The organism is Corallococcus praedator, assembly GCF_003612125.1.
GTDB lineage: Bacteria > Myxococcota > Myxococcia > Myxococcales > Myxococcaceae > Corallococcus > Corallococcus praedator.
Map to the genome: position 1 here is coordinate 1 of NZ_RAWI01001423.1, position 388 is coordinate 388.

Annotated in this window: 1 protein-coding gene; it reads right to left on the reverse strand. The window is 52.8% G+C overall.

The window, feature by feature from the left end; genetic code table 11:
- Window positions 1-388 (reverse strand): ABC transporter permease (locus tag D7Y13_RS44730; RefSeq protein ID WP_147452793.1); only part of this gene is annotated, 388 nt, incomplete at both ends.

Below are 388 nucleotides of genomic sequence, written 5' to 3' on the forward strand. Positions count from 1 at the left end.
GGTTCTCTGCGAAGATACGGAGATACTTCGGCATCGTGTCTGTCGGGACGAATGCGGCACTAGCAAAGGTCAGTGGGAATATGAGTACGAAACCGAACCACTGCACTGCTTCGACACTCTTAACGAGGAGACCGATGATGGCTGAGAGCCATGAGAATGCGAGCGTGAACAAGAGGAGTAAACCAACGATGCAGAGCCAGTCGGTAAATGACGCAACCGGGCGGAATCCGATGAGGAGAGCCACACCGATCATGACTGCTGATGAGATGAGGTTACGAGCAAGGTCAGCAACGACATGTCCAGTGAGGACAGCTGAGCTCACGATCGGGAGTGATTTGAGACGATCGATAATTCCCCTCTGGAGATCAGTCGCCACTGAGAATGAGGT